22 protein-coding genes are annotated in these 26,757 nt (G+C 60.3%); 5 read left to right on the top strand and 17 right to left on the bottom strand.

Annotated features, from left to right (window positions below):
- Positions 1 to 8 precede the first annotated feature (8 nt).
- The 15 genes from gmtY to dksA all read right to left on the bottom strand — a co-directional run bounded on the left by gmtY (position 9) and on the right by dksA (position 20,832).
- Positions 9 to 1,409 carry a gamma-mobile-trio recombinase GmtY gene (gene gmtY / locus GIV35_RS07075; RefSeq protein WP_236264325.1) on the bottom strand — a complete coding sequence of 467 codons (1,401 nt, stop codon included), beginning with the start codon at positions 1,407 to 1,409 and terminating at the stop codon, positions 9 to 11.
- Between the two features lie 31 nt (positions 1,410 to 1,440).
- The gene (locus tag GIV35_RS07070; RefSeq protein WP_236264324.1) at positions 1,441 to 1,638 is read right to left on the bottom strand and encodes a hypothetical protein; all 198 of its coding nucleotides are present in this window, start codon (positions 1,636 to 1,638) and stop codon (positions 1,441 to 1,443) included.
- A 490-nt stretch (positions 1,639 to 2,128) separates the two neighbouring features.
- A complete protein-coding gene (locus tag GIV35_RS07065; protein WP_236264323.1) occupies positions 2,129 to 5,050 on the bottom strand; it encodes a DUF748 domain-containing protein in 2,922 nt (973 codons plus the stop codon).
- A gap of 88 nt (positions 5,051 to 5,138) precedes the next feature.
- A complete protein-coding gene (locus tag GIV35_RS07060) occupies positions 5,139 to 6,155 on the bottom strand; it encodes a class I SAM-dependent rRNA methyltransferase (RefSeq protein WP_198715328.1) in 1,017 nt (338 codons plus the stop codon).
- 92 nt (positions 6,156 to 6,247) lie between these two features.
- Positions 6,248 to 8,185, bottom strand: coding sequence for an acetate--CoA ligase (gene acs, locus GIV35_RS07055; protein ID WP_236264322.1), 1,938 nt, complete (start codon positions 8,183 to 8,185; stop codon positions 6,248 to 6,250).
- Between the two features lie 105 nt (positions 8,186 to 8,290).
- Positions 8,291 to 9,955, bottom strand: coding sequence for a glucose-6-phosphate isomerase (gene pgi, locus GIV35_RS07050; protein ID WP_034127010.1), 1,665 nt, complete (start codon positions 9,953 to 9,955; stop codon positions 8,291 to 8,293).
- 224 nt (positions 9,956 to 10,179) lie between these two features.
- A complete protein-coding gene (gene panC / locus GIV35_RS07045; RefSeq protein WP_236264321.1) occupies positions 10,180 to 11,031 on the bottom strand; it encodes a pantoate--beta-alanine ligase in 852 nt (283 codons plus the stop codon).
- Complete coding sequence (panB, locus tag GIV35_RS07040) at positions 11,028 to 11,828, bottom strand: 3-methyl-2-oxobutanoate hydroxymethyltransferase (protein WP_034127012.1); 801 nt, start codon at positions 11,826 to 11,828, stop codon at positions 11,028 to 11,030. The genes panC and panB overlap by 4 nt, the downstream gene beginning before the upstream one ends.
- Positions 11,829 to 12,192: 364 nt before the next feature.
- A complete protein-coding gene (folK, locus tag GIV35_RS07035; protein WP_236264320.1) occupies positions 12,193 to 12,678 on the bottom strand; it encodes a 2-amino-4-hydroxy-6-hydroxymethyldihydropteridine diphosphokinase in 486 nt (161 codons plus the stop codon).
- A 2-nt stretch (positions 12,679 to 12,680) separates the two neighbouring features.
- Positions 12,681 to 14,084 (bottom strand): polynucleotide adenylyltransferase PcnB, encoded by a 1,404-nt coding sequence (locus GIV35_RS07030; protein WP_003194157.1) that lies wholly within the window; start codon positions 14,082 to 14,084, stop codon positions 12,681 to 12,683.
- 697 nt (positions 14,085 to 14,781) lie between these two features.
- The gene (locus GIV35_RS07025; RefSeq protein ID WP_014719942.1) at positions 14,782 to 16,218 is read right to left on the bottom strand and encodes a sigma-54-dependent transcriptional regulator; all 1,437 of its coding nucleotides are present in this window, start codon (positions 16,216 to 16,218) and stop codon (positions 14,782 to 14,784) included.
- A gap of 22 nt (positions 16,219 to 16,240) precedes the next feature.
- Complete coding sequence (locus GIV35_RS07020; protein ID WP_003194154.1) at positions 16,241 to 19,195, bottom strand: sensor histidine kinase; 2,955 nt, start codon at positions 19,193 to 19,195, stop codon at positions 16,241 to 16,243.
- Positions 19,179 to 19,355 carry a hypothetical protein gene (locus tag GIV35_RS07015; protein ID WP_003176118.1) on the bottom strand — a complete coding sequence of 59 codons (177 nt, stop codon included), beginning with the start codon at positions 19,353 to 19,355 and terminating at the stop codon, positions 19,179 to 19,181. The genes GIV35_RS07020 and GIV35_RS07015 overlap by 17 nt, the downstream gene beginning before the upstream one ends.
- A gap of 62 nt (positions 19,356 to 19,417) precedes the next feature.
- Positions 19,418 to 20,305: a tRNA glutamyl-Q(34) synthetase GluQRS gene (gene gluQRS / locus GIV35_RS07010; protein ID WP_198715324.1), complete on the bottom strand. Its 888-nt coding sequence runs from the start codon at positions 20,303 to 20,305 to the stop codon at positions 19,418 to 19,420.
- An 83-nt stretch (positions 20,306 to 20,388) separates the two neighbouring features.
- Positions 20,389 to 20,832 carry an RNA polymerase-binding protein DksA gene (gene dksA / locus GIV35_RS07005; RefSeq protein ID WP_003194150.1) on the bottom strand — a complete coding sequence of 148 codons (444 nt, stop codon included), beginning with the start codon at positions 20,830 to 20,832 and terminating at the stop codon, positions 20,389 to 20,391.
- Between the two features lie 320 nt (positions 20,833 to 21,152).
- Between dksA and GIV35_RS07000 the strand changes: the two genes are divergently transcribed.
- A complete protein-coding gene (locus tag GIV35_RS07000) occupies positions 21,153 to 22,325 on the top strand; it encodes a pyridoxal phosphate-dependent aminotransferase (RefSeq protein WP_236264319.1) in 1,173 nt (390 codons plus the stop codon).
- On the top strand, positions 22,325 to 23,038 hold the full coding sequence (gene sfsA, locus GIV35_RS06995) for a DNA/RNA nuclease SfsA (protein ID WP_014719939.1): 714 nt from the start codon (positions 22,325 to 22,327) through the stop codon (positions 23,036 to 23,038). Before GIV35_RS07000 ends, sfsA begins: the two co-directional genes overlap by 1 nt.
- Here sfsA and GIV35_RS06990 read toward each other — a convergent pair.
- Positions 23,035 to 23,352 carry a Rieske (2Fe-2S) protein gene (locus GIV35_RS06990; protein ID WP_105228494.1) on the bottom strand — a complete coding sequence of 106 codons (318 nt, stop codon included), beginning with the start codon at positions 23,350 to 23,352 and terminating at the stop codon, positions 23,035 to 23,037. The genes sfsA and GIV35_RS06990 overlap by 4 nt on opposite strands.
- A 156-nt stretch (positions 23,353 to 23,508) precedes the next feature.
- On the opposite strand from GIV35_RS06990, the gene GIV35_RS06985 reads away from it, so the two are divergent.
- The 3 genes from GIV35_RS06985 to GIV35_RS06975 are packed head-to-tail and all read left to right on the top strand — an operon-like array spanning position 23,509 to position 26,188.
- Positions 23,509 to 24,387: a heme/hemin ABC transporter substrate-binding protein gene (locus GIV35_RS06985; protein WP_223023228.1), complete on the top strand. Its 879-nt coding sequence runs from the start codon at positions 23,509 to 23,511 to the stop codon at positions 24,385 to 24,387.
- A complete protein-coding gene (locus tag GIV35_RS06980) occupies positions 24,384 to 25,421 on the top strand; it encodes a FecCD family ABC transporter permease (protein ID WP_105228490.1) in 1,038 nt (345 codons plus the stop codon). Before GIV35_RS06985 ends, GIV35_RS06980 begins: the two co-directional genes overlap by 4 nt.
- Positions 25,421 to 26,188, top strand: a complete 768-nt coding sequence (locus GIV35_RS06975; RefSeq protein ID WP_072448359.1) for a heme ABC transporter ATP-binding protein — start codon at positions 25,421 to 25,423, stop codon at positions 26,186 to 26,188. Before GIV35_RS06980 ends, GIV35_RS06975 begins: the two co-directional genes overlap by 1 nt.
- Before the next feature lie 243 nt (positions 26,189 to 26,431).
- On the opposite strand, the gene GIV35_RS06970 is transcribed toward GIV35_RS06975, so the two are convergent.
- Positions 26,432 to 26,704, bottom strand: a complete 273-nt coding sequence (locus GIV35_RS06970; protein WP_003194139.1) for a TfoX/Sxy family protein — start codon at positions 26,702 to 26,704, stop codon at positions 26,432 to 26,434.
- Positions 26,705 to 26,757 lie beyond the last annotated feature (53 nt).

The raw sequence follows: 26,757 nt of genomic DNA, 5'->3' as shown, positions 1-26,757 counted from the left end.
AGAGCTACTCAGTCTTTGAGTTCGATACCGGGCAACAACGCGTCAGAAATTGATAATGTCACTGTGTGTTTCTCCCGCAGCAGATGCGCTGCTGTTTCCAGTGCCGCATGGACCTCACGCTTGTTCGCCTGTGTGTAGACATCTTGGCTGTCCAGCGAGGCGTGATGCATGAAGCGGCGTATGAGAGCTTTGTCTATTCCGGCATTGTTCAGTCGGCGACCATAGGCGTGACGGTGACCATGTGGCGTAGTCCCTAGTGCCTTCCCGACTGTGAGACCAATGCGGCTGCAGGCGGCAGCATGCGCCTTGTTGTACTGGGTGAGCGTGTACATAGCACCAACCGGCTCGCGACTAAGGTTAATGAACGCGAAGGGGTGGTCGCGCTCGACATGCACCACTTGTTCTAGGTAGCAGTGCCAAAGGCTCAGAAACCACTCGCCATACTCAGGCAGGAACCAATACGCCTCCTTGTAGTAGCGGCCATCATGCGTACCACCTTTCCAGCCAGCATGACGACTGCTCATCAGGTCAGTGCGGGGAGCGAGACCAAACTGATGGGCAAGGTAATCCGCTCGATTACCGTTACGTGATCGCCCCCGCTCATCTCGCCAATCCCCAGGTGCGGCTCCGTAGGTAGGATGGTGGATGAGGACCTTCGCCTTACTCTGGACCGCGGGATCCGGGATCACGTCCGGAATATAAAGATGAAGAGGCTCCGATTCGCGGAAGCCTGCACCGTGGAGCAATAAGGTGATGAGCATTCCGCGATAGTCGTAGCGTCCGCCAACGCGGAACCCCTTGTACAATAGTTCCTCAAAGCGCTCGTCCGGGAAAGCTGGCGGTTCGGTTTTTTCGACTTTGGGCAGAAGTCTGCTTCGCACACGGTGTCCGGTCTCGAGGGGGGATGCGTTTGACGCCCAAGTGTAGCCAAGAAAAGCCCTACTACGTCGGTGCTGGTAAGCCGCCTCTTCAACCTGACGATCGAAGGTGTCGCCCGCATATCGTGGATTCACCCTTGCTGCCTCGGGGCACATCTCGCCGAACCAGTCGAAGAAGTCAGTAAGGTGAGTGATGATGTGCGAAGCATCTTGAGGAGATCGCGGAGCCCAGCAAAGTTCGCTTGGATCTAGACCCGTCTCCCGGTCGAATGTCCCTGTGTATAGGCGCTGAGCGAAATTTTGAAAGAACCTGTAGGTGTCGCGTTTTTCGGGATTAATTTGTAGGTATTCGAGAAAAATCCGAACTGAGCGGGCCACCTTGGTCATCCACGCCAGGCTGCGGTCGTGGCTGCGATAAAGGCAATAGTCGAGCAACGGAGCCAACACTCCACCAGGCGTGAGAAGCGCCGGAAGTTCCGTGTAGACGCCTGTGGCATCTGTATAGACGCGCGCTTTGACTGTCACAAACATGAGACCTCCCCCTATTTGCAAATTGTGCCTGTCACCCTCCCCATTCTTGACCCTCTTCAATAACCTGATGCGCCTCGCTGACCACAATGAGCGCTTTGCCGCGATGCATCAAACAGAAACTAGATACCCGTTCAGAGTCGACACCAACTGCGGACATTGTCTCGGCAATCGTGCCAATCCAAACATAGCGGTAGGTTTCGAGGCACGCCAGATAGTATCCGGTAGACATGGTGCTGCTCCAATCAATGGGGTCGTGTGATACGAGCCAATCAGAATGCAGACGCTATCAACAATTGGAATGGGTATGACGGATATTGCGGCCAGCGATGTTGAGGCTAAATCCGGCTCGCCATTTGTGTGTGCAATGAGTAGGTAGGTTTCCACTTTTCATGGTGCTTTTGAGTTACATCGGACTGAGCTGTGCCTACATACCATGCTAGATCAAGGTATGGCTTTTGCTTTCACAGAGCAAAAAAATACCCCTGGAGGGGGGTTTTGATGTAGAAAACAATTAAAAGGCCCTAACTATGTATTCCCAAACGGGGGGAATATACTTGTGTCGGGGCCTGTTCTATTTCAGGCTGAAACAGGATGATCAGGCCAAAAAAATGTGGGAGCTGGCTTGCCTGCGATGCTGGCACCTCGGTCATTCAGTTGCACCGAGGTGATGCTATCGCAGGCAAGCCAGCTCCCACATTAGGATGGGCGGTGCTTAGAAGTTACTCAGCGTCCAAGTGCATTGGAGTGATCACCCGGCCATCTTTCTCGGCCTGCCCCAACTGCGCATCAATGAAGTACACGCGGTCATCTTCCAACTGGCCCTTGTCTACCAGGTAATCCTTGATCGTGCTGGCTCGGTCCTGCCCCAACTGGCGCAGTAGCACGTCACTGCCACTCCAGAACTTAATCACACCGTCCTTGAGCTTCGCCGAGCGCTCATCGCTGCCCAGGTCTTTCCATTCGGCCGGGGGTTGCTGTTTGAGGCGGGTGCGGTAGATGCCTTCCAGCAATGGTGCTTTTTCCTTCTCCGGCACCTCAAGCAACGAGGCCTGGGCCGGGACTTTGTCGCCACGGCGCTGGAGGATCTTGTAATAGTTGTATTGGTATTCACGTTCCAGTCGCTGTGCGGCCAGGAACGGCCCGTCGCTGCTGGCGGCGGCTGTGCCTTCAATTTCCAGACGCAGGGCAGGGCGTTCTTTCAGCGCCTTGGCCAGGGTGTTCAGGGCGCCTTCGGCGTCTTTGTTCAGTTCACTGGAGCCTGCGGCGAACGACACATTGCCCAAGTCTTCAGAGCCGCCACCAGTGACCAGCCCACCAATGAACTTGAAGGGCGCGGTTGCCGCGCGCACCACGAGGTTGCGCAGGGTCTGCCATACAATCGGCATCACGCTGAATTGCGGGTTGTTCAGGTCGCCGCTTACCGGCAGTTCGATGGAGATCTTGCCGTCGGAGTCCTTGAGCAGGGCGACAGCCAGGCGAATCGGTAAGTCGACGGCATCAGAGCTGTCGACTTTTTCACCCAACTGCAGTTGCTCGACCACCACTTTGTTTTCAGCCTTCAATTGGCCTTTGGTGATCACGTAGTGCAGATCGAGATTCAGGCGGCCCTTGCGGATGCGGAAGCCTGCGAATTTACCTGAGTAAGGCGTCAGGTTGGTCAGCTCGACACGCTTGAAGCTGGTGGCGATGTCCAGCGCGGCCATCGGATCAAACGGGTTCACGCTGCCTTTGATCGTCACTGGCGCGTAACGGTCCACCTTGCCTTTGATATCGACGCTGGCCGGTTTGGCCTGGCGACTGTCGATGGTGCCAATCTGGCCGTTGAGCTGTTGAATCGCGGTGGCAAAGTTGGGGGTGAGGCTGAAGTCGGCAAAGTTGGCCGAACCGTCGTTGATCGCGATCTGCCCGATATGAATGCCCAGGGGCTTGTCGTTACTGGCGGCAGGTTTGGCTGCCGACTTGCTGCCGCTGTCGGCCGGCTGCGGAATCAGCAGGTCGTCGATGTTAGTGGTGCGATCTTCGTTGATCATGAAGCGCGCATACGGCTGCAACAGATTGACCTTGTCGATCGACAGGCTTTGGCCGTGCTGGTAGTTCAGGCCTTCCAACACCAGGCGCTGCCATTTGAGGAAGTCGCGGGTCTTCAGGGTGTCCAGGGTATGCAACTGGTCAACCTGGGCGCGGCCGGTGACCTGGAGGGCCAATGGCTCGGTGCTTTTGAGGTTTACGTCCAGGTTGCTGCCCAGCATGCCGCTGCGCAATTCCAGGCGAATAAACGGGCTGATATAGGCCTGGGCGACCCGCAGGTCGATGTCCTGGGTGTTCACTTTCAGCTTGGCACTGACCGGGTTGAGGTTAACCTCGCCGGTTGCCTGGATCTTGCCTTGCTTACCCAGGCCGGTGTCGACCTTCAAGGCGAAGGGGCTCTGATTGAGGCTGTCGAAGTTCTGTACGTCGACATTCAACGGGCCCAGTTCCAGCGCGACCGCAGGTTTAGCCTGGCGGTCGGCCAGGTGCACCTGATAGTTACGCAGTTGCACGTCCTTGAGCAGCACTTGCCACGGCTTGCTCGGGGCCGCCGGTTGTGCCGACGGCGCGTCGGCAGCGGTTGGTTCCGGAGTCTTGGCCGGTTTGCTCGGTTGGCTGGCGAACAGCTTCTGCCAATCCAGTTGACCATCGGCCTCACGGGCGGCCCAGGTTTCCAGCTTGTTGCTGCGGATCTTGCCGACAATGACCTGCTGCTTGGCCAGGTCTACCGTGGTTTCGCTGACGTCCAGGCGCTCCAGGCGTGCCAGTGGCCGACCATCGGGGGCCTTGATCGCAAAGGGGGCGATGCTGGCGGCGGTGTTGGTCAGGTTCAGCTCGGTCTCTTTGGCCAGGCTGAATTTGTAGTCAGTGCTGAAGTTGAGCACCCCGTCTTCCAGCACCAGTGGCAGGGCGTCACGCACATACGGCCACCAGGCTTTCATCTTGCCGTCGGTAACCTTCAAGGTGCCTTCGGAGGTGATCGGTACCAGGCTGAAGTTGCCTTTCCAGTCGATCTGCCCGCCTTCGGGGCCGGCAGCAACCAGGGTCATGTCGGCATTGTCGTCGGGCAAGGTGCTGAGGTTTTTCAGCTCGAAGTCGAGTTCGTCGTAGAGGAATTCGATGGGCTCGCTGGGGCGCAGGTCCTGGAAATGCAGGTTACCACCGGCCAGCTTGATGCTGTCGATACGCAGTGGGAACGGCTTGGCATCGGGATCGTCCGGGGTTGGCTCGCTCGGTGGCAGTTTGAACAACTGCGCCAGGTTCAGTTGGCCGGACTTGTCGAACAGCAGTTCGGTCTTGGGCTTGTCCAGTTGCACGTCGGCCAGGTGCAGGGCGCGGGTCCAGAGGCTGTCGATCTGCAGGTTGGCGTAGAGGCGTTCGAAACCTACTTGCTCTTTGCCTGGCTCACCGATCTTCAGGCCCCACAGCGTCAGTTCCAGGCTGAAGGGGTTGAGCTCGATGCGCTCGATTCGCGACGGCACCGTGGCGTAATTGGCCAACTGTTGGTTGGCAATGCGAAGGGCGATGCCGGGTAATATCAGAAAGCCCAGCAAGCTGTACAAAGCAAGGGCGGTCAACAAGGCGCCTACGGCGCGGATCAATCCTTTGGGCATGGGTGAACGCCATCTATGTCGAACGAGAGTGCCTTGGAGTATGGCACGGGAATTCGGTTCCGAAGAACCGTGGGCGCTGGGAAACTTCCTACAAATGCAGGATCAGCGTCTTCAGCGGAGGCTGTTGGTCCCTGGAGGGAAAGTCGGCTCCGGGTGTCATAACCTGCCATTCGCGCACCGGGCGCCCGGCTTTTTCTGCGCAGCGCAGCACCTGTTCACGCCAGTCCTCCATGCTGACCTTTGCCAGGTTGTTGCAGCAAATCAGCACGCCATTGTCGGCGGTGGCCAGCAGTGCGGGTTTGAGCAGGCTTTGATAGTCGCGCAACAGGTCGACAGTGCCGAAAGCGCTCTTGGCCCAAGCGGGAGGATCGAGCAGTATCAGGTCGTACTGGCGCTGCTCCAGGCGTGGATAGCTCGGCAGTTTCTGCCCGCGACGCTGGGTGATCGGCAGGCCCGCCAGTTGGCGAATGGCCGGGAAGTAATCGGACTGTACAAACTCCATGCTCGGCAACTGCGGGTTGAGCTGGCCGTTTTCACGCCCTACTGCCAGGTTGCCCTCGGCAAAATCCAGGTTGCACACCTCGCGTGCGCCGCCCGCTGCCGCGCTCAAACCTACACCGCAGGTATAGGCGAACAGGTTCAGCACGCTTTTGCCGGCGCTGTGGTCCTTGACCCAGCCCCGGGTGTTGCGCAGGTCGAGGAACAGCAGTGGGTCTTGCCCGGCGTGGCGCCCACGCACACGGTAGTTGAGGCCCCACTCGTGGCCGACCAGGTCTTCCAATGCGCCAGGCTCCGCGCGGTACACCGTGTCTTCGCGGTCGATGCGCGAGTTGCCGCGGGCACGGTCGTTGTACACCAGCAACAATTCCAGGCCCATGTATTGGTTGATCAGTTGGTGCAGGTCCAGCAGGTCCGCGGTTTCCAGGGACTGGTGGAAGCTTTGTACCAGCAATTGCGGACCGTAGCGGTCGATGGTCAAGCCGCCGGCGCCTTCCTGGCTGCCGTGAAACAGCCGATAGCAGTCCGTACCCTGGGCGTGCAGCGTGTTGATCAGGTCTTGGCGGTGATCGAGGGCGGCGCGCAGCGCCTGATTCAAGGGAGTCATGGAGCGCGCCTTGCTGGTAGATGAATAAGAAAAATGGGGCGCGAAGTTTAACAGCTAACCCCGGCCTGCACAGGCCGGGGATAATCCTGGCGCTATCGGTTGAGGCGTTTGTCGATCAAACCGCCCACCACGCTGGGGTCGGCCAGGGTCGAGGTGTCGCCCAGGCTGTCCAGTTCGTTACAGGCGATCTTGCGCAAGATGCGCCGCATGATCTTGCCGGAGCGGGTTTTCGGCAGGGCAGGGGCCCATTGGATCAATTCCGGTTTGGCGAAGCTGCCAATCTCCTTGCTGACCAACTCCAGCAGGTGCTTTTTCAACGCGTCGCTGGGTTCGACGCCATTCATGGGGGTGACAAAGGCGTAGATGCCCTGGCCCTTGACGTCGTGGGGGTAGCCCACCACGGCGGCTTCGGCGACCTGATCATGCAGCACCAGCGCACTTTCCACCTCGGCGGTGCCGATGCGATGGCCGGACACGTTGATCACATCGTCGATCCGCCCGGTGATCCAGTAGTCGCCGTCTTCATCGCGCCGTGCGCCATCCCCGGTGAAGTAGTAGCCGGGGTAGGGCTTGAAGTAGGTGTCGATCATGCGCTGCGGGTCGCCGTAGACGCTGCGAATCTGCCCCGGCCAGCTTGATCTGATGGCGAGTACACCACTGCCGGCGCCACTGATTTCCTTGCCCTGTTCATCGAGCAACACCGGTTGTACGCCGAACATGGGCTGTGTCGCGCAGCCCGGTTTGATGCGCTGGGCGCTGACCAGCGGGCTGAGCATGATGCCGCCGGTTTCGGTCTGCCACCAGGTATCGACAATCGGGCAGCGCTGTTCGCCGACGGCGTTGAAATACCAGTCCCAGGCTTCCGGATTGATCGGCTCGCCCACGCTGCCCAGCAGGCGCAGGCTGGCGCGGGATGTACTCTGCAGCGGGCCGTGACCTTCTCGCATCAGCGCGCGCAGGGCGGTGGGTGCTGTGTAGAAGATATTTACCTGGTGTTTATCGATGACCTGCCAGAAGCGCGAACTGTCCGGATAACTCGGCACGCCTTCGAACATCAGCGAGGTGGCGCCATTGGCCAGCGGGCCGTAGACGATATAGCTGTGGCCGGTGACCCAGCCCACGTCGGCGGTGCACCAGAACACTTCGCCTTCCTGGTAATCGAGCACGTACTTGAAGGTCATCGCCGCTTGCAGCAGGTAGCCAGCGGTGGTGTGCAACACGCCTTTGGGTTTGCCGGTGCTGCCGGAGGTATAGAGGATGAACAGCGGGTCTTCGGCGTCCATCGGCTCGGGTGGGCAGTTGTCGCTGGCGGCGTCCAGGGCAGCTTGGTACTTGAGGTCGCGGCCCTCGTGCCAATTCACGCCCGCCCCGGTGCGCTCCACCACCAGTACCGTGCTGACGTTTGGACAGCTGGCCAGGGCTTTGTCGACGTTCTGTTTCAACGCCACGGGCTTGCCACCGCGTACGCCCTCGTCGGCGGTGATCACGGTGCGGCAATCAGCGTCGAGGATGCGGTCGCGCAGGGCGTCAGGAGAGAAACCACCAAACACCACCGAGTGCACTGCGCCAATTCGCGTGCAGGCCAGCATGGCGTAGGCCGCCTCGGGGATCATCGGCATGTAGATGCAAACGCGATCACCTTTGTTCACGCCACGGCTTTTCAACACATTGGCCAGGCGGCTGACGTTTTGGTGCAGTTGACGGTAAGTAATCGTGCAGGATTTTGACGGATCATCGCCTTCCCAGATGAAGGCCGGCTGATCGGCGCGTTGCGCCAGGTGCCGGTCGATGCAGTTGTAGCTGACGTTCAACTGGCCACCGGCAAACCATTGGGCGGCACCGGTGTGGATGTCTGACTGCTGGACGTTGTGCCAGGGTTTTATCCAGTCGAGAAAACCCTTGGCCTGTTCGGCCCAGAAGGTGTCTGGCTGGTCGATGGATTGGCGATAGAGGCGCTGGTAGTCCTCTTGACTGAGTTGCGCAGCCCGGCGGACGGCATCGGCGGTGGGAAAGGTGCTGATATCGAACATGAGCGCTCCTTATTCTTGTTTTTGCGACAAGTCATAAAGATGCACCCTGGGGCGGGAGGGTTCAAGGCCAACGTCCAAACGCACGTTGGCCTTGAATGAACGGCTTCAGCCGCGGTGACGACCACGGAAGTAGTTGATCAAGCCCTGGGTCGAAGCATCTTCGGCCAAGGTTTCTTCGGCGCCGGTCAGGCGGTTGTACACGCCTTTGCCCAACTCCTTGCCCAGTTCAACACCCCATTGGTCGAAGGCGTTGATGCCCCACACCACGCTCTGCACGAACACCTTGTGTTCATACATAGCCACCAGTGCGCCAAGGCGACGCGGGCTGATGCGCTCGACCACCAGGGTGTTGCTCGGACGGTTACCCGGGATCACCTTGTGCGGTGCCAGCTTCTGTACTTCGGCTTCCGGCAGGCCCTTCTCACGCAGCTCGGTTTCGGCCTCGCTGCGGGTCTTGCCGAGCATCAGCGCCTGGCTCTGGGACAGGCAGTTGGCGTACAGCCACTGGTGATGATCAGAGACCGGGTTGAAGCTGACGATCGGCACGATGAAGTCGGCCGGGATCAATTGAGTCCCTTGGTGCAGCAACTGGTGGTAAGCGTGCTGGCCGTTGCAGCCTACGCCGCCCCAGATCACCGGGCCGGTATCGGTGGACACTGGCGTGCCGTCCTGGCGCACGCTCTTGCCATTGGATTCCATGTCCAACTGCTGCAAATGCTTGGTGATGTTACGCAGGTAATGGTCGTACGGCAGGATCGCATGGCTCTGCGCACCCCAGAAGTTGCCGTACCACACCCCCAGCAAGCCCAGCAGCACGGGCATGTTGGCTTCGAACGGCGCGTTCAGGAAGTGCTGATCCATGGTGTAGGCACCCGACAGCAGTTCCTTGAAGTTGGACATGCCGATAGCCAGGGCAATTGGCAAGCCGATGGCAGACCACAGCGAGTAGCGCCCACCGACCCAGTCCCACATTGGGAAGATGTTTTCTTCGCGAATACCGAAAGCCACGGCCGCGGCATTGTTGCTCGAGACGGCGATGAAGTGGCGATACAGCTCGGCTTCCGAGCCCCCCTGGGCCAGGTACCAGGCGCGGGCGGCCTGGGCGTTTTTCAGGGTTTCCAGGGTGTTGAAGGATTTGGACGAGACGATAAACAGCGTGGTCTCGGCGCGCAGCTTCATGGTCAGTTCGTGGAACTCGCTGCCGTCGATGTTCGCCAGGTAGTGGCAACGCACGCCTTTATGGGCGTAGGACAGCAAGGCCTCCGAGACCAGTTCCGGGCCGAGGAATGAGCCACCGATACCGATGTTCACCACGTCGGTGATCGGCTTCTCGGTGTAGCCGCGCCACAGGCCGTCGTGGATACGGCCGACCAGGTCAGTGATCTGGTTCAGCACCTTGTGCACGTCCGGCATGATGTTCACGCCGTTGACCGACAGCTTGTCGCCCACCGGGCGGCGCAGGGCGGTGTGCAGGGCAGGGCGGCCCTCGGAGGAGTTGACCGGTTCGCCAGCGTACTGCGCGTCGATCGCCGCCTTGAGATTGACTTCCTTGGCCAGGCCCACCAACAGGTCGCGGGTTTCGCTGGTGATCAGGTTTTTCGAGTAATCGAGGAAAAGTCCGCAGCTGCTCAAGGTGAACTGGGAAAAACGCTGAGGATCGGCATTGAACGCCTCGCGCATGCTGAAATCCTGCATGGCTTGGCGATGTTGAACAAGCGCTTGCCAGGCGGGCAGCGCGGTAACGTCATGAGGGGTGCGGTAGTACGCCATCGCTGCGGGTTTCCTTTTATTACGGGGACTGCCTTTAGGACATTTCAAAGCCCGGAACATCCAGTCTTATCGCAAGGATTGGGTTCCAGACAGCGCTAACCATAGCGCAGGGCAGTTACATTAAACCTAGCGTGTGGATATGTCTTGGCTTTGTCTGCGCTGTGGCCGGTACTTTTTTATACCGGCACAGCCGTCGGGGCAACAGGTTGAGGGGAAAGCGGGCGTCAGGCGAGGTTCAGGTGCAGGTTATCGATGAGGCGCGTTGCCCCCAGATAAGCGGCGACCAGGATCACCACATCACGATCTTCAGCCGTGGCCGGGCGCAGATGCACGCCTTGGCGCACTTCCAGGTAGTCCATGCGCAGCCCTGCGGCTTCAATCTGCTGGATGTGCTCGGCGCGAAGCCTGGCAAAATCGTGATTGCCGCCTTGGATGGCCGTGGCGATCTGGCTGAGCGCGCGGTACAGCACTGGCGCGACCGCCCGTTGCTCCTCGGAGAGGTAACCGTTGCGTGATGACAGCGCGAGGCCGTCCTCGGCGCGCACGGTGGGCTCGCCGATGATCTGGATCGGCATGTTCAGGTCGCGAACCATGGCGCGGATCACCGCCAACTGCTGGTAGTCCTTCTGGCCAAATACGGCCATGTCCGGCTGGACCATGTTGAACAGCTTGCTGACCACAGTGGCCACCCCTTCAAAGTGCCCTGGGCGGCTGGCGCCGCACAAGCCTTCGGACAGCTGAGGCACGCTGACGCGGGTCTGGCCGTTCATGCCGTCGGGGTAAATTTCCTCGACCGTGGGCGCGAACAGCAGGTTGCAGCCGGCCTGCAGGAGCTTTTCCTGGTCGGCGGCCAATGTGCGCGGGTATTTGTCCAGGTCTTCGCCAGCACCGAATTGCAGTGGATTGACGAAAATGCTCGCCACCACGAAATCCGCTTGCTGCGCGGCCTTGGTCACCAGGGTGGCGTGGCCGCTGTGCAGGTTGCCCATGGTGGGTACAAAGCCGATGCGCTTGCCGGCGCTGCGGGCGTGGGTTACGGCAGCCCGCAGTTCGCGGACGGTTTTAACGGTGTTCATGCCGAGAATCCGTGTTCAACGCCTGGGAACGTCACGTTTTTGACTTCGCTGACGTAGGCGCTCAAGGCGGCGTGGATGCTGTCCTGGCCAGCCATGAAGTTCTTCACGAACTTCGGCACGTGGCCGGTGATCGACAGGCCGAGCATGTCGTGCAGGACCAGCACTTGGCCGTCGGTGGCGGAACCGGCGCCAATCCCGATCACGGGCACTTTGACGGCCTGGGTGATTTCGGCAGCCAGTTCGCTAGGCACGCACTCCAGCAGAATCATCGCTGCACCGGCCTGTTCCAGGGCGATGGCATCGGCGCGCATCTGGCGGGCCTGGGCTTCATTGCGGCCCTGCACTTTGTAGCCACCGAGGATATTCACCGACTGCGGTGTCAGGCCCATGTGTGCGCACACTGGCACGCCGCGCTCGGCCAGCAGCCGGATCGACTCGGCCAGCCACACGGCACCTTCGACTTTGATCATGTGCGCGCCGGCCTGCATCAGCTTGCCGGCGTTCAGGAAGGTTTGCTCAAGGGTGGCGTAACCCATGAACGGCAGGTCCGCGATGATAAAGGCGCCATCGTTGCCACGCTTGACGCTGGCGGTGTGGTAGGCGAGTTCATCGGTGGTCACAGGCAGCGTGCTGTCATTCCCTTGAAGAACCATGCCCAGGGAGTCGCCTACCAGCAGCACTTCGACTCCAGCCTGGCAGCTGGCGTGGGCGAAAGTGGCGTCATAGCAGGTCAGCATGGTGATTTTTTCACCTTTGAGCTTGAGGCTCTGCAAGGTGGTCAGGGTAATGTCTGGCATGAAAGGGTCCTCGTTCAGGCGCTTGGAAACAGCGAGTAACGCGCGTGAGTCTTCGTTTATACAGGCGCACTGTCTTGAAAGCAGTGCTTATATGGCCTGGATTGCGCCCTGTCGCGCCGGGTTGGCGGCAGCGGGACGCCTATAGTCGTGAGGAGGACACGGGAAGTCAATTGGATGTGTTACCGCATTGTTACGATGGCGGTGTTACCGCTGTTACTGACGCGATTCAGCAAGATGGGCACAGGTTGGGGGCGCACTGAATATCTGATGTGGGAGCTGGCTTGCCTGCGATGGCATCACCTCGGTGTGGCTGATACACCGTGTCGCTAGCATCGCAGGCAAGCCAACTCCCACATTGACCGAGTCATTCTTGAGGGAGGCGTTCCAGGCCGACGAACGGGCAGGCGGTGAGCAGGTCGCTCAAACGCTGGCCGTCAGGTAGCTGCAGGTCGGCAGGCGCCAACTCAGCCAACGGATACAGCACAAACGCGCGCAGATGCATCTGGTAGTGCGGCACCTTGAGGCGCGGCTCGTCGATCAGGCGATCACCGAACAGCAGGATATCCAGGTCCAAGGTGCGCGGGCCCCAGCGTTCCAGGCGTTCGCGGCCCTGATCGTTCTCGATGGCTTGCAGCGCATCAAGCAGGTCCAATGGCGCCAGGTGACTGTCCAGAGCCGCAACGGCGTTGGTGTAGCGCGGTTGGCCTGGCAGCAACGAGTCGCTTTGATAGAAGGCGGACACACCGGCGAGGTGGGTGCCAGGCAGTTGCGCCAGCGCCTCGACCGCGCTGCGCAATTGTTGTTGCGGGGCAGCCAGGTTGCTGCCCATGCCGATGTAGATACGTTCCACGTTTATTCGCCCGCAGCGCCCGACGCATCGGCACTGCTGCGTTTACGCTTGGTGCCGCTACGGCGACGCTTTTTCGGCCCTTCGCCGGCGCTATCGCCTTTGCTGCCCAACTCGCGAATCATTTCGCGGCGCTGGCTGTCATTGGCGTCCTGATAATCGGTCCACCATTCGCCCAGGCCATCGGTCTGCTCGCCCGCGCTTTCACGTAGCAGCAGGAAGTCGTAGCCGGCACGGAAACGCGGGTTGTCCAGCAACAGATCGGCGCGTTTGCCGCTGCGGCGTGGCAGGCGCTCCTGCATGTCCCAGATTTCGCGGATCGGCATGGTGAAACGTTTGGGGATGGCGATGCGTTGGCACTGTTCGGCGATCAGCTCGTGAGCCGCTTCCTGCATGGCTGGGATCGGCGGCATGCCACGGTCCTGCAGGCGCAGTACGCGTTTGGGCAGGGCCGGCCACAACAAGGCGGCAAACAGGAATGCCGGGGTCACCGGTTTGTTCTGCTTGATGCGCAGGTCGGTGTTGATCAAGGCTTCGCTGATCAAGGTGTGGGTGTACGTCGGGTTGTACTCCAAGGCCTCGGCGCTGGCCGGGAACAGGGGGTCGAACAACTGCAGGTCCACCAGCATTTCAAAGGTGTCGGCGGCGTAGCCCGAAAGGAACAGCTTGAGCACTTCTTCAAACAGGCGTGCCGAGGGGATTTCCCGCAGCATCGGCGCCAGTTCGCGAATCGGCGCGGCGGTGTGTTTTTCGATGCCGAAGTTGAGCTTGGCGGCGAATCGCACGGCACGCAGCATGCGCACCGGGTCTTCCTGGTAGCGCTGCGTTGGGTCGCCGATCAGCCGGATCAGGTTGTTGCGAATGTCGTGTACGCCGTTGGCGTAATCGAGGATGCGCTCGCTGACCGGGTCGTAATACAAGGCGTTGATGGTGAAGTCGCGACGTTGCGCGTCCTCTTCCAGAGTGCCATACACGTTATCGCGCAGGATGCGCCCGCTTTCGTTACGGGAAGACTGGTTAGTGTCCTCCTCTTCATCGTTTTGCGGGTGACCGGCGCGGAAGGTCGCGACCTCGATGATTTCGCGACCAAAGTGGATATGCACCAGCTTGAAGCGCCGGCCGATGATTCGTGCATTACGAAACTCGGCGCGCACTTGTTCAGGCGTGGCGCTGGTGGCGACGTCGAAATCCTTGGGCGTGATGTTGAGCAACATGTCGCGTACGCAACCACCCACCAGGTAGGCCTGGTAGCCGGCGTTCTGCAAACGTTCGACGATGTTCACTGCATAACGGCTGAATTGAGCGCGCTGCAGCGAATGCTGGCTGCTATTGAGCACTTCAGGCGTGCTGCGTTTGTGTTGCGTTCGACGCAAGGGAGAACGGAATGACTGGAACAACTTCTTCAGCATGGGATGCACTGTTTGAAGGAATGTTCGGCCATAACGAAGAATGACCGCATGATGGGCGGGGATTCTAGCATTTAGTCAGGGGATGGTGTAGGAACAAGCTAAAGGCATTGCGCCATAAGCGTTTGCAGGTCAAATCCCGGAAACTACAAGGGGAGCCGAAGCTCCCCCAGAAGTAGTTGCGTGCTCTATTTTTATTATTGATGTCGGGCTTCTTGTTTTTGTTGATCGCCCTCGCCACGAAGCTTCACCTTCATGACACTCCCAATCGGGAGCCAAGAGCAAACGGATTGCTTTGGTCGCTGTGTTGCTGATCTACGATCCAACCAGTTCAGGCTCTGCCTTAGGGCAGTTTTTGTTGTTCTCGGCCTGGTTGCGGGGCAAGCCCCAAATGCAACGCCTCTCCAAAAGAATCAGTTAGCTGCGCCTCCGCCGTGTTGTTTTTGTTATGCGTGAGTCGATTCGTCTTATTTTTATTGTCTTGTACAAAGCTTGTTATTGTTTTTGTACTAAGCATATAGCAGGGTGCGTGCCAACTTTTGCGCCGTCCAGCAAAACCGGGGGGTTGGGCTGGTTTGGCCAGATTGAGGGCCAAAAAAAAGCCGGGGCTTCGTTACCGTAAGCCCCGGCTTTTGTTACGTGAAAAGTCAGCGGTAACAGTTTTTTCACATCAGCAGGTGTTACCTGTGGGGCTGCACCCTCAGCTTTCGCTGGCCACCCCGGTCTTGCGCCGCGGAATGCCCAGGCGCTGACGCCGTTCCCACAGGCATTTGCGACTCACGCCCAGCTTGCGTGCCAGCTCTGTCTCGGTCATATGGTCCTGATGCTCGAGCACGAAGTGCTGGAAGTAGTCTTCCAGTGACAAATCTTCCGTCGGCTCATGGCTGGTATTGCTACCGCCGCCCTGCTGCGGGGCCAGGCCAATGAAGTCGTCGTCATCCAGGTCGCTGAGCTCAATGTCGATGCCCAGCAACTCGGCCGAGATCTCCGGGCTCTCCGACAGAATCACGGCACGCTCGACGGCGTTCTCCAGCTCACGCACGTTCCCTGGCCACGAGTAGTGACGGATCGCCTGTTCGGCGTCCGCGGCAAACTTCAGGTCGGTGCGGTCAATGCGTGCGCCTTGGCGCAACAGGAACGCGTTGGCGATTTCGTTGACGTCGGCGCCACGCTCGCGCAGGGCCGGCAGTTTGAGCGCGATGACATGCAGGCGGTAATACAAGTCCTCACGGAACTGGCCGATCTTGGCCAGGCTCTTCAGGTCTCGGTGTGTCGCCGCGATCAATCGAACATCGACCTTCTGCGATTGCACCGAGCCGACCCGGCGAATTTCGCCTTCCTGCAGCACGCGCAGCAAACGCGCCTGTGCTTCCAGGGGCAACTCGCCAATTTCATCAAGGAACAAGGTGCCGCCGTCCGCGGCCTCCACCAGGCCCGCACGCCCGGCGCTCGCACCGGTGAACGCACCTTTCTCGTGGCCGAACAGCTCGGACTCGATCAGGGATTCGGGGATCGCCGCGCAGTTCACCGAGATCATCGGCGCCTTGGCGCGCTTGGACAGGTTGTGCAGGGCGCGGGCCACCAGCTCTTTGCCGGTGCCCGACTCGCCCTGGATCAATACATTGGAGTCAGTCGGCGCCACCTTGCGGATCTTGCTGTACAAGTCCTGCATCGGAGGGCAGGAGCCGATAATGCCGATCTCGCCATTGCTGTTGTTGGCACCTGGTTTTTCGGCGCCGCTGGTCTTGCCGGTGGGGCGTGGCTCGGCAGGCGCGCTGCTGGCCGACACACGGTCACGCAGGATGCGGGCCACGGCCTGGAGCATCTCGTCGTGATCGAAAGGCTTGGCGATGTAATCCACCGCGCCCATCTTCATCGAGTCCACCGCCGAGCGCAGGCTGGCGTAGCTGGTCATGATCAGCACCGGGGTGCCCTGGCCCAGCTTGATCAGCTCGGTGCCCGGGGCGCCTGGCAGGCGCAGGTCACTGACAATCAGGTCGAACGTGGGAATGCTGAATCGCTCTTGGGCTTCCTGCACCGAGCCGGCTTCGCTGACCTGGTACTGATTACGTTCAAGCAGGCGACGCAAGGCAGAGCGGATAATGGTTTCGTCTTCGACGATCAAAATGTGCGGCATTGATTCAATTCTCTCGACGGTCTCAGTTCACAGCGGACGTCGCTTCGACATGACGCGGCAAGGTCACCCGGATACGGGTGCCGCGTTGGCTTTGTGTGTCAGCCGGGCTGTCGATGGTGATTTGTCCATAATGCTCTTCAACGATGGAATAGACCAGTGCAAGGCCCAGACCGGTACCTTCACCGGGGTCCTTGGTGGTGAAGAAGGGTTCGAACAATCGGTCCATGATGTTCTGTGGGATGCCGCTGCCTTCGTCTTCCACGATCAGGTCGACCGTGTGCTCGAAAGCCTCGCTCTTGACGCGTACAGCACTGCCGGCCGGCGACGCGTCGCGGGCGTTGGACAGCAGGTTGATCAGCACCTGGGCCAGGCGTTGTGAGTCGCCATCGACCCAATGGTCCGGGTCGCACAGGTTAAAGAACTGTACTTCGAAATTGCGCCGGTTCAAGGCCAACAGCCCAATGGCATCCTGGGCCACTTCGGCCAGGCACACCGCTTCGTCCTGATTCTGATGGGCGCCGGAGTGGGCAAAGCTCATCAGCGACTGGACGATGCGTGAAACCCGCTTGGTCTGTTCAAGGATTTGCCCGCTGATTTCGGTGATTTCCCCGTCTTCTTCACGCTCTTCCCGCAGGTTTTGCGCCAGGCAGGCGATACCGGTGATCGGGTTACCGATTTCATGAGCCACGCCGGCCGCCAGGCGCCCAATGCTGGCCAGGCGTTCGGAGTGCACCAGCTTGTCTTCGAGCATCTGTGTATCGGTCAAATCTTCTACCAGCAGCACCAGGCCGCTGTTGCCCGGCGCCAGGGGCTCGTCGATGGCCGCTTTGTGCAAGTTGAGCCAGCGGGTCTGGCCGTCGAGGGCCAAGTGCTGTTTGTGCAAGTGCTCGTCTGGCAGGTTGATGAAACCCTGCAGCAGCTCTTTCCAGGGATCGCCCAGAGTATTGAGGCGCGAACCCACCACCCGCTGGGCGGCGATGCCGGTGAGTTCTTCCATGGCCTTGTTCCACATCAGTATTTCCTGGTCCTTGGCCAGGGAACACACGCCCATCGGCAGTTCCTGCAGAGTCTGGCGGTGGTAACGGCGCAGGGCATCGAGTTCGGCGGCCAGGCCCGTGAGGCGCGAGTGGTAATCCTCCAGCCGGCTTTCGATGAAGTGGATGTCTTCGGTGACGTAGTTTTCGCCACCGGCCTTGTAGGGCAAGAAGGTTTCCACCATGTCCTGGGACACGCTCGGCCCCATCAACCCGGACAGGTTGGCTTCGATACGGTCACGCAGGCGGCGCAGGGCATAGGGGCGGCGCTCGTCAAATGGCAGGTAGAGGTCGCGCAGCGCCTGTTCAACTTCCTTTTGTGCGGCCTTGGCACCCAGGGGCTTGGCCAGTTGTGTGGCGAACTCCTGGGGCGAGGCCGCATGCAGTTCGCGGCGTTGCGGGCGGCGCACGTTATCCACCGCGCAGGCTTCGGCGGCGCTGGTTTCTTCGGCGCTGGCGTTGGTGAACAGCGAGATCAGGGTAAACATCAGTACGTTGGCGGCCAGCGAGGCGATGGCAGCCATGTGCCAACTGGTGTCGTCCAGCACGTAAATCATGTTCAGCAACGGGATATAGAAGCCCTGCAAGTTGCCGACCAGCGGTAGCAGCATGGTCACGGTCCACACCAGGATCCCTGCCAGCAGCCCGGCAATAAAGCCCCGGCGATTGGCGGTCGGCCAGTACAGCACCGACAACACGCCCGGCAGGAACTGCAAGGTGGCGACAAACGCGACGATGCCGAGGTTGGCCAGGTCTTGCCCGGCGCCCAGCAGCAGATAAAACGCGTAGCCGGCCATGATGATCGCGACGATCAGCGCGCGTCGGGTCCATTTCAACCAACGGTAGATATTACCCTCGGCTGGCGGCTGGTACAGCGGCAGTACCAAGTGGTTGAGCGCCATGCCCGAGAGTGCCAGGGTGGTAACGATGATCAGCCCGCTGGCGGCCGACAACCCCCCGACATAGGCCAGCAGCGCCAGAGCCGGGCTGTTGGCGGCAATACCGATGCCCAGGGTGAAATACTCAGGGTTGGTGGTGGCCCCCAGTTTCAGGCCGGCCCACAGGATCAGCGGCACCGCCAGGCTCATCAGCAGCAGGAACAGCGGCAAGCCCCAGCTGGCGCTAACCAGCGAGCGCGGGTTGAGGTTCTCGGTGAAGGTCATGTGGTACATGTGCGGCATCACGATCGCCGAGGCGAAGAACACCAGCAGCAGCGTACGCCATGGTCCCTCCTGCAAGGGCGTATGCAAGGCGGCAAGGGCGGTCTGGTTTTGCAGCAGCCACAGCTCCAGCTGTTGCGGCCCGTCGAACACGCCGTAAAGCGCATAAAGGCCGACGCCGCCGATGGCGATCAGCTTGATGACCGACTCAAAGGCAATCGCAAACACCAGGCCCTGGTGTTTCTCACGGGTGGCGATATGGCGAGAGCCAAAGAAGATGGTGAACAAGGTGATCAGCGCGCAGAACGCCAGGGCAACCCGATGTTGCACGGGCTCGCGAGTCAGGATGCTGATGGAGTCGGCCACCGCCTGGATCTGCAGGGCCAGCAACGGCAGCACGCCGATCAACATGAAGATCGTGGTCAGCGCGCCGGCCCAGGTGCTGCGAAAGCGAAAGGCAAACAGGTCTGCCAGGGAGGACAGTTGGTAAGTCCGGGTGATTTTCAGGATCGGATACAGCAGCACCGGCGCCAGCAGGAACGCGCCGGACACCCCCAGGTAACTGGAGAGAAAGCCGTAGCCGTACTGATAGGCCAGCCCCACCGTGCCGTAGAACGCCCAGGCACTGGCGTAGACGCCCAGGGACAAGGTGTAGGTCAACGGATGGCGAATGATCGCCCGCGGAATCATTCCGCGCTCACTGATCCAGGCCACGCCGAATAACGCAGCCAGGTAGGCGGCGCTGATCAGCAGCATCTGGGTGAGACTAAAGCTCATCGGCATCTTTTTGGCTCTGCAGGATGAAGGTCACGACGATCAGGATCAGCCATAGCAGATAAGGGCGATACCAGGCGCCCGTGGCGTCGATCCACCAATCCATGATGGCGGGGGAGAACAGGTAGATCCCGACGACCAGCAGCAGGACCAAACGATAGATGTACATGTTGGCCTCTGATTAAAAATCTGCCGCGATGTTAACGGATGATGGGCAACCTGCAAGCGCCTTCAACTCAATTGCGCTTCGGCCAGGGTCAGTGTGCGTGGGATGCGGGTGGCGTCCCAGTGTGCAATGCCCCAATCCAGCAGTTCTCGTGGGCTGGCGTACTGCAACTGCGCGTCGGGCTGTTGGCCAAGGGCACGCAGCGCTCTGAGCAGCAAAGGCGTGGCTTGGTCGGCTGTCAACGGTGGAGAGCGGTAGGACTTGCCCAGCTTGTTGCCGTCTGGCTGCACGATCAGCGGCACGTGCAAGTAGCGGGGTTGGCGCAGGCCGAGCAGTTCTTGCAAGTAAAGCTGGCGCGGCGTGGAGTCGAGCAGGTCGGCGCCGCGTACGATATCGGTTACACCTTGCCAGGCGTCGTCGAGCACCACCGCCAGTTGGTAGGCGTAGAGGCCATCGCGCCGACGAATGATGAAGTCGCCGGCATCGCGACCCAGATGTTGCCGGAACTCGCCCTGGACGCGGTCGACAAAGTGATATTCCAACTCGGGCACGCGCAGGCGGATCGCGGCATCCTGCTGTTGGTGGCCGGCATTGCGGCACAAGCCTGGGTAAATCCCGTTGTAGGGCTCCAATTGCTTGCGCGAGCAGGTGCAGGCGTAAGCCAGGCCGTGGTTGAACAGGTCGTTGAGGACTTTAGCGTAGGCATCATGCCGCTCGCTCTGGCGAACCAGTTCGCCATCCCATTCAAAGCCGTAGCTTTCCAGCGCATGCAGGATCGCTGCCTGAGCGCCGGGCTCTTCACGGGGAGGGTCAAGGTCTTCCATGCGCATCAACCAACGGCCGTGGTGGGCGCGTGCATCGAGGTAGGAGGCGAGGGCGGCAACCAGGGAGCCGAAGTGCAAATGGCCGCTGGGTGTGGGGGCGAAACGCCCAATATAGGTAGAGGCTGTCATGGGCCGGATACTACTGCATAACCGGTAAACGCCAGAAACAAAAATGGAGCGTTCGCACGCTCCATTCGTTCAACTCGGCAAAGTTACTTGCCGACCTGTTTTTCCTTGATTTCAGCCAAAGTCTTGCAGTCTACGCACAGGTCCGCGGTTGGGCGGGCTTCCAGTCGGCGAATACCGATTTCGACGCCGCAGGATTCACACCAGCCGTATTCTTCGTCTTTGATCAGTTGCAGGGTCTTGTCGATCTTCTTGATCAACTTACGCTCGCGATCGCGGGCGCGCAGTTCGAGGGCGAACTCTTCTTCCTGGCTGGCGCGATCGGCCGGGTCAGGGAAGTTGGCCGCTTCATCCTTCATATGGTCAACCGTACGGTCGACTTCCTGCATCAAGTCCTGTTTCCACTTGTTGAGGATCTTGGTGAAGTGCTCGCGCATGGGCTCGCCCATGTACTCCTCGCCCTTTTTTTCGACATAGGGTTCGAAGCCGCCGAGGCCTTGAGTCTGCTGTTGCTTTGCTTGGGTGGACATGAATAGACCGCCTCTCACTCTTCTAATCCATTGCGCAGGATTGCAACGTCACCGACACCTGCCGGCCCTGCGGCTGCAAGCGGGCGAACTTACCAGATAGATTCAGGGTGCGCTACTCCCGGTTGTCGAGGCCCAAGGCAAAGGGGTTGCAAACTGCAGCAGCCCGCCATGACTGGGTATGTATCGCCTCGAATGTTGATTTTAGCTGTTTTACGAGCGCGCGCAGGGTGCACTTGCAGCCCCAATCAGGCAATAGAGCATGTTTTACCGTGAGGGTTCGGTAGAATCCAGATTTTGTCCTCACCGTCTAAGGAAGGCTAATGGCTCAGCCCTACAGTGCGCGTAGTCGCGCCATCGAACCTTTTCATGTCATGGCGTTACTGGCGCGTGCCAATGAGCTGCAGGCCGCCGGTCACGACGTGATCCACCTGGAAATCGGCGAGCCGGACTTCACCACCGCCGAACCGATCATCCAGGCCGGCCAAGCGGCGTTGGCAAACGGTAAGACGCGTTACACCGCCGCCCGCGGCTTGCCGGAGTTGCGCGAAGCCATCAGTGGTTTCTACCAGCAACGCTACGGTTTGAGCATCGACCCGCAGCGCATTCTGATCACCCCCGGTGGCTCCGGCGCGTTATTGCTGACCAGCAGTTTGCTGGTGGATCCGGGTAAGCACTGGCTGCTTGCGGACCCAGGCTACCCCTGCAACCGACACTTCCTGCGCCTTGTGGAAGGCGCGGCGCAGTTGGTGCCGGTCGGCCCAGACGTACGCTACCAGTTGACCGCCGATCTGGTGGCCAGGCATTGGGACCAGGACAGTGTCGGCGCACTGGTGGCGTCGCCCGCCAACCCCACCGGCACGATCCTCACCCGGGACGAGTTGGCTGGGCTGTCGGGCGCCATCAAGGCGCGCAACGGTCACTTGGTGGTCGACGAGATTTATCACGGCCTCACCTACGGCGCCGACGCCGCCAGCGTGCTGGAAGTTGATGATGACGCCTTTGTCCTGAATAGTTTTTCGAAGTATTTCGGCATGACCGGCTGGCGCCTCGGTTGGCTGGTGGCGCCCCCTGAGGCGGTGGGTGAACTGGAAAAATTGGCCCAGAACCTCTACATCAGTGCGCCAAGCATGGCCCAACATGCCGCCTTGGCTTGTTTCACCCCGCAAACCCTGGAGATTCTGGAGCAGCGCCGTGCCGAATTTGGTCGCCGCCGTGACTTCCTGCTGCCGGCTCTGCGTGAGCTGGGGTTCGGTATCGCCGTGGAGCCCGAAGGAGCCTTTTATCTGTATGCCGATATCAGCGCGTTCGGCGGCGATGCCTTCGCGTTTTGCCGTCATTTCCTCGAAACCGAGCATGTGGCCTTTACGCCCGGGTTGGATTTCGGCCGCTACCAGGCGGGGCACCATGTGCGTTTTGCCTACACGCAAAACCTCGATCGGCTGCAAGAAGCGGTGGAGCGGATTGCCCGTGGTTTGCGGAGTTGGCAAGCCTGATGCGTTTTAATCCTCCTCTTGAAGAAGGGCGGCTGATCCGCCGCTACAAGCGCTTTCTCACCGATATCGAAACCGTTACCGGCGAGTTGCTCACCATTCACTGCCCTAACACCGGTTCGATGCTCAACTGCATGGTCGAAGGTGGCCAGGTCTGGTTCAGCCGTTCTACGGATCCCAAGCGCAAGCTGCCGGGCACGTGGGAAATTGCCGAAACGCCCCAGGGCCGGCTGGCGTGCGTCAACACCGCGCGTGCCAACCAGTTGGTGGAAGAAGCCTTGCTGGCCGGTGTGATCACTGAGCTCAACGGCTTTACTGCGTTGAAGCGTGAGGTGCCTTATGGCCAGGAGAAAAGCCGCATCGACTTTCGCCTGGATTACCCCCAGGGCGCTGCGTTTGTCGAGGTCAAAAGCGTCACCCTGGGCTTTGATGGCAGCTCAGTGGCGGCTTTCCCCGACGCGGTGACGCAGCGCGGTGCCAAGCACTTGCGTGAGCTGGCCCACCTGGCGCGCGACGGTATACGGGCGGTGCAGCTGTATTGCGTGAACCTGTCGGGGATCGACGCGGTGCGCCCGGCGGTGGAAATCGACGCCGGTTATGCGGCGGCGCTACGTGAGGCCAAGGCCGCAGGTGTGGAGGTGCTGGCCTACGGCGTACGCGTCACGCCTCAGGAGATTTACGTCGAGCGTCGGCTGAAGGTGCTGCTGGGCGACTAGAGGTCGACCCACAATCCCTGTTCGTCTTCACGGCCGGGCAGGGCAGTGAGGTGTTGGCCTGCGCAGGGCCCGGCGATGCACTCGCCGCTTTCAATCAGAAACAATGCGCCATGGGTGGCGCATTGGATCAGGCTGGCGCTGTCGTCGAGGAAGCGATCAGGTTGCCATTCCAGCGGGATGCCACGATGGGGGCAGCGGTTGAGATAGAAGTACGCAATGCCGTCCCGACGCACCGCCAACAGCCTGTTGCCATCGATATCAAAACCGCGGCTGCTGTTGGGGGCGAGGTCGCCTGAGGTGCAGAGAAACTTCATTTCAATCCTTAAGTGCCTTGACGTTCAAATGCAAACAATTATCAAATGCCCGCTTCGCCCGTCAGTTGACTGGGTGCTCAATACGATGCCTGGCAGGGGTTATCTGTCACATCAATGAGTGCTTGAGTGGCCCTGCCCTAGGAAGGAAACCCTGTTATGCGCCTGAGTACCAGCGCTATTGCGCTTGTTGCCTCACTGCTGGTCAACCCTGGGGCGCACGCCTCTGAACTGCCGCAACGCTGGGTGAGTGCCGGTGGGGCGCTGTCGGAGTGGGTGACGGCCCTGGGCGGTGAATCGAAGTTGGTGGGAGTGGATACCACCAGTCAGCATCCCGCCTCGCTCAAGGCCTTGCCAAGCATTGGTTACCAGCGGCAGTTGTCGGCCGAAGGCATTCTCAGCCTGCGCCCGCAAATCCTTGTGGGCACGGAGGAAATGGGGCCACCGCCGGTGCTGGCGCAGATTCGCAGTGCCGGGGTGCAGGTGGATATGTTCTCGGCCCAGCCGGATTTGCCCACGCTCAAAGGCAACCTTGCACACTTGGGGAAACTGCTCGGCAGTGAGGACCAGGCTAATGCCTTGTTTGCCGAGTATGAGCAGGCGCTGGCACAGCAAAAAAATTGGGTGGCCAAGGCCCAGGCCACACAAAAAGCTCCAGGCGTGCTGTTGCTGCTCGGCCATGCCGGTGGCAAGCCGCTGATCGCGGGTAAGGACACGGCTGCTGACTGGATGTTGCAGCAGGCTGGGGGGCGTAATCTCGCCACGCATGTGGGCTACAAGCCGTTTTCCGTCGAATCGCTGGCGGGGTTGAGCCCTGAGGTGCTGGTATTTGCCGATCGCGCCTTGACCGGTGACGCGGCGCGCGCAGCCTTGTTCAAGGAAAATCCGATCCTTGCCTCTACGCCGGCAGCCAAGAGTGGCCGTGTCTTCGAACTGGATCCGACCTTGCTGGTAGGCGGCCTTGGGCCCCGACTGCCGCAAAGCCTGGAGAAACTGTCTGCCGGTTTTTATCCGTCCCAGCCTAAGCCTGCTCCATGACCACTCTGGTTAAGCCAAAAACGCTGTTTATCGGGCTGTCGCTGCTGTGTGTATTGGCGATCTGGCTCTCATTGGCACTGGGGCCCGTCAGCCTGCCGTTAGTGGACACGCTCAGGGCTGCGTTAAGGCTGATGGGCGTACCGATTGAGGCCCAGGGGTTGGAGCAGGCCGAGTTGATCCTGGGGCAGATTCGCCTGCCGCGAACCCTGTTGGGGCTGGCGGTCGGCGGTGTGCTGGCGTTGTCGGGCGTGGCGATGCAGGGGTTGTTCCGCAACCCGCTGGCCGACCCTGGCTTGGTCGGCGTGTCCAGCGGCGCAGCGCTGGGTGCGGCGGTGGCGATTGTCGGTGGTTCGTTCTTTGGCGGGCTGCCGGATGCCTTCGGGCCGTATCTGTTGTCGCTGTGCGCATTTCTCGGTGGCCTGGGCGTCACGGCACTGGTCTATCGCCTGGGGCGTCGCAATGGCCAGACCAATGTCGCGACGATGTTGCTTGCCGGTATCGCGCTGACGGCCCTGGCCAGTTCAACCGTGGGCCTGTTTACCTATCTGGCAGACGATGCCACCTTGCGCACCCTGACGTTCTGGAACCTGGGCAGCCTCAATGGCGCAAGTTATTCGCGGTTGTGGCCCTTGCTGCTGGTGAGTGCGGGCGTGGCGCTATGGCTGCCGCGCCGGGCCAAGGCGCTGAACGCGCTGCTGTTGGGGGAGTCCGAGGCCAACCATCTGGGTATTGATGTCGAAGGGCTCAAGCGCGAGTTGGTTTTCTGCACGGCCCTGGGCGTCGGCGCCGCAGTGGCAGCGGCGGGCATGATTGGTTTTGTCGGGTTGGTGGTGCCACATCTGGTGCGGCTGCTGGCGGGGCCGGATCATCGGGTGTTGTTACCGGCCTCGGTGTTGGCGGGCGCGAGCCTGCTGTTGTTTGCGGACCTGGTGGCGCGCCTGGCGTTGGCGCCGGCGGAACTGCCAATCGGTATTGTCACTGCGTTTATCGGTGCGCCGTTTTTCCTCTATTTATTGTTACGAGGGCGCGCCTGATGTTGCGGGTAGAAGCGTTGCAGATCCGGCGCGGTGGTAAGACTGTTCTGGCCGATGTCACTTTGGACCTATTGCCGGGCGAAGTGCTGGGCGTGCTGGGCCCCAATGGCGCCGGCAAAAGTACCTTGCTTGGGGCGCTGTGCGGGGAGTTGCAGCCGGATCAGGGCAAGGTCTGGCTGGATCAGCAGGCGCTCAAGCACATGACCGGTGTGCAGCGTGCCCAGCGCCTGGCGGTGCTGCCGCAATCCTCCACCCTGGACTTTGCCTTTCGTGTCGAAGAAGTGGTGGGCATGGGCCGCTTGCCTCATCAGACCGGGCGAGTGCGCGACGACGAAATCATCAACGCCGCGCTGCAGGCTGCTGATGTAGGCCACCTGAGTGGCCGCAGTTACCTGGCTTTGTCGGGTGGCGAGCGGCAGCGTGTGCACCTGGCACGGGTATTGGCGCAGTTATGGCCGGGTGAGGCAGGGCAGACGTTGCTGCTGGATGAGCCCACATCAATGCTCGACCCTCTGCACCAACACACTACCTTGCAAGCTATCCGACATTTTGCCGACAGAGGCGCTGCGGTGCTGGTCATCCTGCATGACTTGAACCTGGCGGCGCGCTACTGCGACCGGATCCTGTTGCTGGAAAACGGCCGCCCCCACGCGTTGGATACGCCCTCTAAAGTCCTACAACCAGAGCCACTGAAGGCTGTATTCGGTCTGGATGTATTGGTACAGCCGCATCCGGAGCGTGGGCATCCGTTGATCATTGCGCGTTAAGGCCGGTTAATTCGCGGGCAAAAAAAGACCCGGCAAGAGCCGGGTCAAATAACCGTGATTAGCCTGATGAGGAGATAATCTGAGAGTCCGAACCAATGGTCTTTCAGTTATCGGCTGATCTCGCGACCAGTTGTGATAATCATAACGATTCTCATTTGAGAGTCAACATTTGTTTTTCTGCGTCATCCAGTTTTCTCAAACGCACATTTGTAATGCCCATCAACACTGGGTTTGAGCGCCACTCTAGTTCTTCTGATGCACTGAGATCGCTTCCAACTGACGGTTCAATGCCTCCTTGCGCTCCGTGGGTATGTCGTTCCAGTGCACATCCATCAATGCCCCTTCAATGGCATACAGCAGAACCTTCGAAGCTCGAAACCCGCGCGTGCGCACGGCTCGGTAGGCATCGACCGCCCCTAGCCGACGCAAGTCGGACGCGCTGTGGATGCCCACCGCATGCAGCCACTGTGCTGACGTCTTGCCAAGGTTTTTCAGGTGTTGCAGCTCATCGTTCATCAAGCCTCCTTGCGTTGGCCGAATGGTGCGGTGGGTGTCGTGACCAGGCAGCC

Origin of the sequence: Pseudomonas sp. PA-1-6B (assembly GCF_021609545.1) — a bacterium.
GTDB lineage: Bacteria > Pseudomonadota > Gammaproteobacteria > Pseudomonadales > Pseudomonadaceae > Aquipseudomonas > Aquipseudomonas fluorescens_BV.
Note: the sequence above shows the minus strand (reverse complement) of the source record. Positions and strands in the feature narration are given on the sequence as shown.

Coding starts and splice junctions, on each gene's coding strand:
- gmtY (WP_236264325.1), bottom strand. CDS start 1,409: ATGTTTGTGACAGTCAAAGCGCGCGTCTATACAGATGCCACAGGCGTC.
- GIV35_RS07070 (WP_236264324.1), bottom strand. CDS start 1,638: ATGTCTACCGGATACTATCTGGCGTGCCTCGAAACCTACCGCTATGTT.
- GIV35_RS07065 (WP_236264323.1), bottom strand. CDS start 5,050: ATGCCCAAAGGATTGATCCGCGCCGTAGGCGCCTTGTTGACCGCCCTT.
- GIV35_RS07060 (WP_198715328.1), bottom strand. CDS start 6,155: ATGACTCCCTTGAATCAGGCGCTGCGCGCCGCCCTCGATCACCGCCAA.
- acs (WP_236264322.1), bottom strand. CDS start 8,185: ATGTTCGATATCAGCACCTTTCCCACCGCCGATGCCGTCCGCCGGGCT.
- pgi (WP_034127010.1), bottom strand. CDS start 9,955: ATGGCGTACTACCGCACCCCTCATGACGTTACCGCGCTGCCCGCCTGG.
- panC (WP_236264321.1), bottom strand. CDS start 11,031: ATGAACACCGTTAAAACCGTCCGCGAACTGCGGGCTGCCGTAACCCAC.
- panB (WP_034127012.1), bottom strand. CDS start 11,828: ATGCCAGACATTACCCTGACCACCTTGCAGAGCCTCAAGCTCAAAGGT.
- GIV35_RS07030 (WP_003194157.1), bottom strand. CDS start 14,084: ATGCTGAAGAAGTTGTTCCAGTCATTCCGTTCTCCCTTGCGTCGAACG.
- GIV35_RS07025 (WP_014719942.1), bottom strand. CDS start 16,218: ATGCCGCACATTTTGATCGTCGAAGACGAAACCATTATCCGCTCTGCC.
- GIV35_RS07020 (WP_003194154.1), bottom strand. CDS start 19,195: ATGCCGATGAGCTTTAGTCTCACCCAGATGCTGCTGATCAGCGCCGCC.
- GIV35_RS07015 (WP_003176118.1), bottom strand. CDS start 19,355: ATGTACATCTATCGTTTGGTCCTGCTGCTGGTCGTCGGGATCTACCTG.
- gluQRS (WP_198715324.1), bottom strand. CDS start 20,305: ATGACAGCCTCTACCTATATTGGGCGTTTCGCCCCCACACCCAGCGGC.
- dksA (WP_003194150.1), bottom strand. CDS start 20,832: ATGTCCACCCAAGCAAAGCAACAGCAGACTCAAGGCCTCGGCGGCTTC.
- GIV35_RS07000 (WP_236264319.1), top strand. CDS start 21,153: ATGGCTCAGCCCTACAGTGCGCGTAGTCGCGCCATCGAACCTTTTCAT.
- sfsA (WP_014719939.1), top strand. CDS start 22,325: ATGCGTTTTAATCCTCCTCTTGAAGAAGGGCGGCTGATCCGCCGCTAC.
- GIV35_RS06990 (WP_105228494.1), bottom strand. CDS start 23,352: ATGAAGTTTCTCTGCACCTCAGGCGACCTCGCCCCCAACAGCAGCCGC.
- GIV35_RS06985 (WP_223023228.1), top strand. CDS start 23,509: ATGCGCCTGAGTACCAGCGCTATTGCGCTTGTTGCCTCACTGCTGGTC.
- GIV35_RS06980 (WP_105228490.1), top strand. CDS start 24,384: ATGACCACTCTGGTTAAGCCAAAAACGCTGTTTATCGGGCTGTCGCTG.
- GIV35_RS06975 (WP_072448359.1), top strand. CDS start 25,421: ATGTTGCGGGTAGAAGCGTTGCAGATCCGGCGCGGTGGTAAGACTGTT.
- GIV35_RS06970 (WP_003194139.1), bottom strand. CDS start 26,704: ATGAACGATGAGCTGCAACACCTGAAAAACCTTGGCAAGACGTCAGCA.